At 69.2% G+C, this 6,904-nt stretch carries 6 protein-coding genes and 1 pseudogene; 4 read left to right on the top strand and 3 right to left on the bottom strand.

The window, feature by feature from the left end; all coding sequences use genetic code 11:
- Nucleotides 1–26: 26 nt before the first annotated feature.
- Both D7Y21_RS03975 and D7Y21_RS03980 read right to left on the bottom strand, forming a co-directional pair.
- On the bottom strand, nucleotides 27–2,189 hold the full coding sequence (locus tag D7Y21_RS03975) for a flotillin family protein (RefSeq protein ID WP_120566110.1): 2,163 nt from the start codon (nucleotides 2,187–2,189) through the stop codon (nucleotides 27–29).
- 117 nt (nucleotides 2,190–2,306) lie between these two features.
- On the bottom strand, nucleotides 2,307–3,119 hold the full coding sequence (locus D7Y21_RS03980; RefSeq protein ID WP_120566111.1) for a hypothetical protein: 813 nt from the start codon (nucleotides 3,117–3,119) through the stop codon (nucleotides 2,307–2,309).
- Between the two features lie 161 nt (nucleotides 3,120–3,280).
- Here D7Y21_RS03980 and D7Y21_RS03985 point away from each other — a divergent pair, with 161 nt between their 5' ends.
- The 4 genes from D7Y21_RS03985 (at nucleotide 3,281) to D7Y21_RS04000 (ending at nucleotide 6,617) form a co-directional block, all read left to right on the top strand.
- Nucleotides 3,281–4,393 carry a DNA topoisomerase IB gene (locus D7Y21_RS03985; RefSeq protein WP_233611963.1) on the top strand — a complete coding sequence of 371 codons (1,113 nt, stop codon included), beginning with the start codon at nucleotides 3,281–3,283 and terminating at the stop codon, nucleotides 4,391–4,393.
- A gap of 79 nt (nucleotides 4,394–4,472) precedes the next feature.
- Nucleotides 4,473–5,204, top strand: a complete 732-nt coding sequence (locus D7Y21_RS03990; RefSeq protein WP_121711354.1) for a 2OG-Fe(II) oxygenase — start codon at nucleotides 4,473–4,475, stop codon at nucleotides 5,202–5,204.
- Nucleotides 5,205–5,318: 114 nt separating this feature from the next.
- On the top strand, nucleotides 5,319–5,513 hold the full coding sequence (locus D7Y21_RS03995) for a hypothetical protein (RefSeq protein ID WP_120566114.1): 195 nt from the start codon (nucleotides 5,319–5,321) through the stop codon (nucleotides 5,511–5,513).
- A gap of 39 nt (nucleotides 5,514–5,552) precedes the next feature.
- Nucleotides 5,553–6,617: a patatin-like phospholipase family protein gene (locus D7Y21_RS04000; RefSeq protein ID WP_121711356.1), complete on the top strand. Its 1,065-nt coding sequence runs from the start codon at nucleotides 5,553–5,555 to the stop codon at nucleotides 6,615–6,617.
- A gap of 13 nt (nucleotides 6,618–6,630) precedes the next feature.
- Here D7Y21_RS04000 and D7Y21_RS04005 read toward each other — a convergent pair.
- Nucleotides 6,631–6,904, bottom strand: a pseudogene (locus D7Y21_RS04005) (alpha/beta hydrolase); the annotation flags it as partial.

Consider the following 6,904-nt stretch of genomic DNA (forward strand, 5'->3'; position numbering starts at 1 on the left):
AAAGGAGTTGCGATTGGCGGGAGGCTTCAGCCCTGCTGCTTCTGCGCGAGGGCCGCGGCTTCCGACTGCACCAGCGCCTTGATGCCGGCGGCGGTGGACTCCGTGGGGCTCACCGACATCCGGTTGAGCAGCGCCGCGACGGCCAGGTTCTGCGCGTCGTTGCTGAGGCCCGGCTTGGAGAGGATCTCCTTCAGGTCCGCCGGCAGGTCCTTCTCACCGTTGAGGTAGCCGCCGAGCGCCTTCTTCAGCGACTCGCCGTGGTCCAGCGCGCCGTCCACCGAGCTGCCGAAGGACACGGCCTTGACGAAGTTCTCGAAGAACTTCCCGTCGCCGCCGACGATCTGGAACTTCGCGTTGGTGAAGGCCTGGGCCAGGACCGTGGCCTGGGCCTGGGCAATCTCCTTGCGGACGTTGATGGCGGCCATCTCCACGTCGCGCTCCTTCTGGAGGCGCAGGCGGTACTCCTCGTGCTCGCGGCCCACGCCGTCCAGGGCCTTCATCGCGGCGGCCTTCTCCGACAGGCCCCGGGCCTCGGCCATCAGCTTCTCCTGGATGGCGGCGGCCTCGGCCAGCTGCTTCTCGCGCGTGGCGAACGCTTCCGCCTCGCCGCGCTTGTGGATGGCGGTGGCTTCGGCCTCCTGCACGCGGGCGTTGGCCAGGCCCTTCTGCTCCGCGCCAGCGGCCTCGGCGAGCAGCTTCTCGCGCACCGCGGACGCCTGCGCCTGGCCCTGCTTCTCGATGACGGAGGCCTCGGCCTCCTTCACGCGCACCTGCGCCATGCCCAGCTTCTCCGTGGCGACCGCGTCCGCTTCACGCACGCGCACGCTGGCCAGGCCCGCCGCGGCGGACTCGGCCTGGATGCCCTCGGCCAGCCGCATCTTCGCCTTGGCCTGCTTGTCCGCGGCCTCCAGGTCGGCCTCGGCCAGGGTCAGCTTCTCCTTGGCGAGGAACACGGAGATCTTCGCGCTCGCTTCCGCGGCCGTGACGTCCTTCACGGACGCCTCTTCCGCGTGCGCCTGGGCGGTGATGATGATCGCGTCCTTGGTGCGCCTGGCGTCCGCCGTCACGCGCAGGTCCTTGATGTTCTCCTCTTCCTGGGCGACGGTCTTCTCCACCGCGATGCGGGCGCGGACGACGTCGGCGATGGCCTTCTTCTCCGACTCCAGCGCCTTCTCCTTCGCGATGCGCTGCAGCTCCGTCTCACGCTCGCGGTTGATGGCCTCCAGGGCGCGGTCCTTCTCCACGCGCTCGGTCTCCACGCCCACCACGCGCTCGCGGTTCTTCTGGGCCACCTGCACCTGGCGCTGCTTGTTCTCCTCGTTGATGGCGATCTCTTCCTCCGCCTTGATGCGCGCCAGCTGCGCCTTGGCGAACTCCTCGCTCTTCACGCGGTCGGCCTCGGCTGTCTCACGCGCCTGGATGATGTCGATCTCGCGGCGCTGCTTGGCGGCCGCCTCCTCGCGCTGACGCTCGAGGGCGAAGATGGCCTCGTCGGCTTCCACGTTGCGCTTGGTCACCGCCATGCGCTCGGACTGCTTCAGCTCGTTGGTGAAGACGTTCTGCTCGGTGGTGAGGTGGGTGATCTTCCGGATGCCCTGCGCGTCCAGGATGTTGTCCTTGTCGAGCATCTCCACCGGGGTCTGCTCGAGGAAGTCGATGGCGCAGTCCTCCAGCATGTAGCCGTTGAGGTCGCGGCCGATGGTCTCCACCACCTTGTCCTTGATCTCGTCGCGCTTGGTGTAGAGCTGCTCGAAGTCGAAGGACTTGCCCACCGTCTTGAGGGCCTCGGAGAACTTGGCCTCGAAGAGGTTCTCCAGCGTCTCCTGATCCGACGCGCGGGCGCAGCCGATGGACTGGGCCACCTTGAGCACGTCTTCACGCGTCTTGTTCACGCGCACGAAGAAGGTGACCTTGATGTCCGCGCGGATGTTGTCCTGGCAGATGAGGCCTTCCTTGCCGCGGCGGTCGATTTCAACCGTCTTCAGCGAGATGTCCATCACCTCCGCGCGGTGCACGATGGGCAGCACCACGGAGCCGGTGAAGGTGACCGTGGGCTCCGTCTTCAGCGTGTTGACGATGAGCACCTTGCCCTGATCCACCTGCCGGTAGAACTTGGCCACGCTGACGAAGATGCCGAAGAAGATGATGATAGCGACGCCGGCGATTGCCACACTGGTGATGGGATCCATGGCCTATCCTGTGAAGTCCGTTGGGCGGGCCTTTTTCCAAGCACTCGGGGTCCCCCGCGAAAGCCACCCGGTGCCGATTGTCGCGCCCGTCCGGAGGAGCCCGGAGGACGCCAATGTTCATCGATGTGAGCGGGCTCGCGCGACGGCCGCTGCCTTCAGCGGATCACGCAGCTGCTCCATTTCCTGGGGGAGGAGCCAGTCCACCGGCTCCACCTCGTACACGCCCCGCTCCGCGTCGTAGCCGAGGATCAACGCCGGCTGACCGCGCTTGAGCTCATTGGGCTTGTCACAGAAGACGTTGAGGATGAGGCCCGCGGCCCCATCGTCGAAAGTGGCGTGACCGTCCTTCGCCGTCACGCTGCCGCTGGAGATGGTGCACACGCGGCCCATCAGCGCATCGCGGCCCGGGGCGCGCTTGGCGATGAAGATGGGGCGCAGGGGCCGCACCGCGAGCCCGCCCACCACCGTGCCCACCGTCGCGCAAGCGAGGCCCAGGCCCGTGCTCACGAGCCACGAGGGCAACATGGAGAGCGCCGAGTGCGTGGCCTGTCCGCCGAGCAGCGACAGCGACCAGGAGAGGAACACCACCAGGCTCACCGACACGGTGACGGGGATGCCCCCGAAGCCCAGCGCCGCGAGCAGGCCGGTGGCGGCCTCCGCGTCGTGCAGGTGCGAGTGCCCCGCGTGGCCGACGTCATGGCCCCCGAGGGCCTTCGCGCCACCTTCCAGGATCCCCGAGGTGGCCTTGGCGCCGCCCTCGAACGCGCCGCTCATCGCCTTGGCGCCGCCCTCCAGGGCCGAGTCGCCATCCAGCATGTCGATGCCCGCCGCGCCGATGATCACGCACAGCCAGTAGGCCAGCACCACTCCGAGGAGGATGGTGAAGATCGCGGTCGGAAACGCCAGGAGGGCGTCGAGAAAGGTCGTCATGCCTCGGGAATAAATTGAGAGGTGGGAGTCGCAACGAACTCTAAACGACTGCACCCATATCCGAAAATGCCGCCAGGGGCTTTTCTGGCCGCCTGCTCCCCCTGCCGACAGGGGGCAACCGGATTGCCGCCCCGGCGTGGACTGCGCACTACAGGGAGGCGATGCCCTCCCAAGCCACCGTCTCAGAATCCGAGCGCGTCCCGCCCCGCCGGGGAATGACCCAGTTGGAGCGGCTGAGGCAGGACGGCCACCGGCGGTTGGGGACGATGAAGCGCGGCTTCCGCTACGTGGACGCGAAGGGCCGCGCGGTGTCGCAAGCGGAGCGGGAGCGCATCGACGCGCTGCGCCTGCCACCCGCGTGGACGGACGTGGCCATCTCGCCCAAGGCCTCCGCGCGGCTTCAAGCGGTGGGCAGGGACGGGGCGGGCCGCTGGCAGTACCGCTACAGCGAGGCGCACACGCAGAAGCAGCAGGATGCGAAGTACCAGCGCATCGTGGGCTTCGCGCAGGCGCTGCCGAAGATGCGGCGCCAGGTGAGCAAGGACTTGCGCAAGCGGGGGCTGGGCCGGGAGCGGGTGCTCGCGGGGATGCTGCGCATCCTGGGCACCTGCTTCATCCGCCCGGGCAGCGAGCGCTACGCGGAGGAGCACGGCAGCTTCGGGCTGGCCACGCTGCGGGCGCGGCACGTGAAGGTGCATGGCGACACGGTGGTGTTCGACTACCCGGGCAAGTCCGGCGTGCGGCAGCACCGCGAGCTGAAGGACCGGCGCGTGGCGACGCTCGTGCGGCGGTTGTTGAAGGTGTCCGGGCGAGACGTCTTCAAGTTCGTGCTCGACGACGGCGCGGTGGTGGACGTGCGGCGCCGGCACATCAACGAGTACATCCAGCAGGTGATGGGCCCCGGCTACAGCGCCAAGGACTTCCGCACCTGGGCGGGCACGCTCATCTGCGCCTGCGCGCTGGCGAGGGCCCGCGAGCGCGTGAAGGAGGACGGCGACGGCGGCCCGGTGAAGAAGACCGTGCTCAAGAAGAGCATGGTGGCCGCGGTGCGCGAGGCCTCCGAGCAGTTGGGCAACACACCCGCGGTGGCGAAGGCGTCGTACATCTATCCGTCCGTGCTCGTCCTGTTCGAGCGGGGCCAGGTGGTGGACCGCTACTTCCGATCCGTGGACGAGCTGGCGGCGAACTCGGGCGAAGGCATGCACTGCTCGGAGAAGGCGCTGCTGCACATGCTGGGCAAGACGAAGGCCAGCGCGAAGCAGGCCTCCCTGTAGCCAAGGGCCCGGCCGGGAAGGAGGCGAGCGGTGGCGGTTCCCCTCTCGTGCGCGCCGGGAAGGCGCTAGCGTCCGGTCCGTGCCCGAGTACGTCACCCACCGCGACGCCCTGCCCCGCGCCGAGCTGGAGTCCCTGGGGGATGCCCTGCTCGGCTCCCGCTTCGTCGCGCGCAGTCCGTTGATGGGGACGTTCCGAGCGAGCCGGGGCTTCGCGTTCATCTTCACGCGAGAAGGCCGCGCAACGTTGGAGGCCCGCTTCCCGTTCCTGTCCGCCTACCTGCGCCGCATCCTCGACGACGACAGCGCGCGCGGGTTGTTGCCGTGGACGCAGCGCTGGTTCGGCGGCCGTGACACACGTCCGCGTCCCAACGCGTTCTATCTGAACCTGCTGCTGCTGGACGCGGGCACGCCGGTGGGACGGCACATCGATGCGACCTTGCAGGAACCGAGCGGCGTCCCGGACGCGACGCCCGAACACGTGAGCGTCCTGTACCTGCGGGTTCCGAAAGGCGTGCAGGGAGGCGCGCTGCGGCTGCTGCGCGACAACCAGCTCCAGGGCGAGCTGCGGCCCCGGCCGGGCCTGCTGGTCCACTTCCGGGGCAACCTCCAGCACGAGGTCCAGCCCTTCACCGGAGGCCCGGAAGGCGCCCTGCGCGCGAGCCTCGTCTGCGAGCAATACGCCTTCGCGGACGACGTGCTGCCGCGGATCCCGGTGTTCCGCATCCAGTCCAAGGCGGGCTTCTCCGCCTACCTGGAGGCCCAGCGCGAGCGCGACGGCGCGGCCCCTTCCGTGGGAACGCTGGAGGAGTGAGCGCCCGCTGGAGCCCCGCTCCTGGAGCGTGCGGCCGTCCGGGCAGACCACCGCTTGCGCCCACAGGGCGTCGTCCCAAGCCTTGAGGTTCACCTTTCGCGGGAGAAGACGACCATGGCGGGCAAGAAGCTGGAGGGCTACGGCGAGACCAGTGAGCAGCGCCAGCGGCATCTGGAGAACGACGGGTTCTCCGAACGGGCGCCCCAGACGCCAGAGGAACTGGAGAAGGCGCGCACCGAACCGGAGGACGGCCACCAGGTGGTGACACTCCATCCGCTGGATTCGGAACGGTCGGACGACGAGCGCTGAGCACCCGCCCAAGCCAGACTGCTAGGGTCCGCGCCCGCGATGAGCCAGAGCCTGACCCTGCTTGCGGGCCCCGACGCCCTGCGCATCCTCCGGGAGCGCGGACTGCGTGCGGAGGATGTGGACATCCTTCCGGGCGCTTCCGGTGGCCCGAAGTGGCTGGGGCTGGAGGGAATCGACCGCGTGCTGTTTGGCGAGTTCCTCCAGCAGCCGCGCACCCGGCCGCTGCATCTCATCGGCAGTTCCATCGGGAGCTGGCGGCTGGCGTGCCTGGCGCAGAAGAGCCCGGTGGCCGCGCTGAAGCGCTTCGCGGACGCGTACCTGGAGCAGCGCTATCCGCCCAAGCCTCCGCCTGCGCTGGTCAGCGAGGTGAGCGCGACGGTGTTGGAGTCACTTCTGGGCCCGGATGGCGTGGAGGAGATCATCACGCACCCGTGGGCACGGCTGCACGTGGTGACGACCCGGTGCAAGGGCCTGCTGGCGGTGGAGCAGTCCCGTGTCCAGCTCGCGGGCTTCGTGCTGGGCGCGCTCGCGAACGCGGTGAGCCGCCGGACGCTGGGGCTCCACATGGAGCGCGTGGTGTTCCACACCGCCGGGGACACCAGTCCCTTCGCCGGACTCAAGGATCTGCCGTCGGTTCACCGTCCCCTCACCCGCGACAACCTGCGCCCCGCGCTCATCGCTTCGGGCTCCATTCCGATGGTGCTCGCGGGCGTTCGTGACATCCCGGGTGCGCCGGCGGGTACGTACCGGGACGGCGGCGTCGTCGACTACCACCTGGACGTCGACTACGGGACGGGCGACGGGCTGGTGCTCTATCCGCACTTCTATCCGTACGTGGTGCCCGGCTGGTTCGACAAGTCACTCAAGTGGCGCCGCGCGGGGCCGCTCAACTTCCGCCGCGCGCTGATCATCACGCCGTCACCCGCGCACCTGGCGCGGCTGCCCGGTGGACGCATCCCGGACCGCTCGGACTTCACGGAGATGAAGGCCGATGATCGGATCCGCGCGTGGAGACAGGTGCTGACCGAGGGCGACCGCATGGCCGATGAGCTGCGTGAGTTGCTGGCCTCGGGCCGCATCGCGGAGCACGTCCAGCCGCTGTAGCGCGCGGATCCGCTCAGGAAGCGAGCCACGCTCGAAGCGCAGCGTAGGCCTCCGGGTGGTCGAGCAGATCCAGGTGGTTCGCGCCCAGAATGATGCGCTGGTTCGCTTCCGGGAACCGCAGCGTCAGCTCCGGCAGGGCATGCCGCCCGAGCGCGCTGTCCACCGGGACCAGCCCGTCACCGGGCAGCCGGTCCGCCAACGCCTTCGCGGTGGTCGCCGCGATCGCGTAGCAGGCCACGCCCTCCGGCAGCGTGACGCCGCGACGAGCATCCCCACCCCACCCGAAG

This window comes from Corallococcus sp. AB045, from assembly GCF_003668895.1.
In the GTDB taxonomy this organism is placed as follows: Bacteria; Myxococcota; Myxococcia; order Myxococcales; family Myxococcaceae; genus Corallococcus; species Corallococcus coralloides.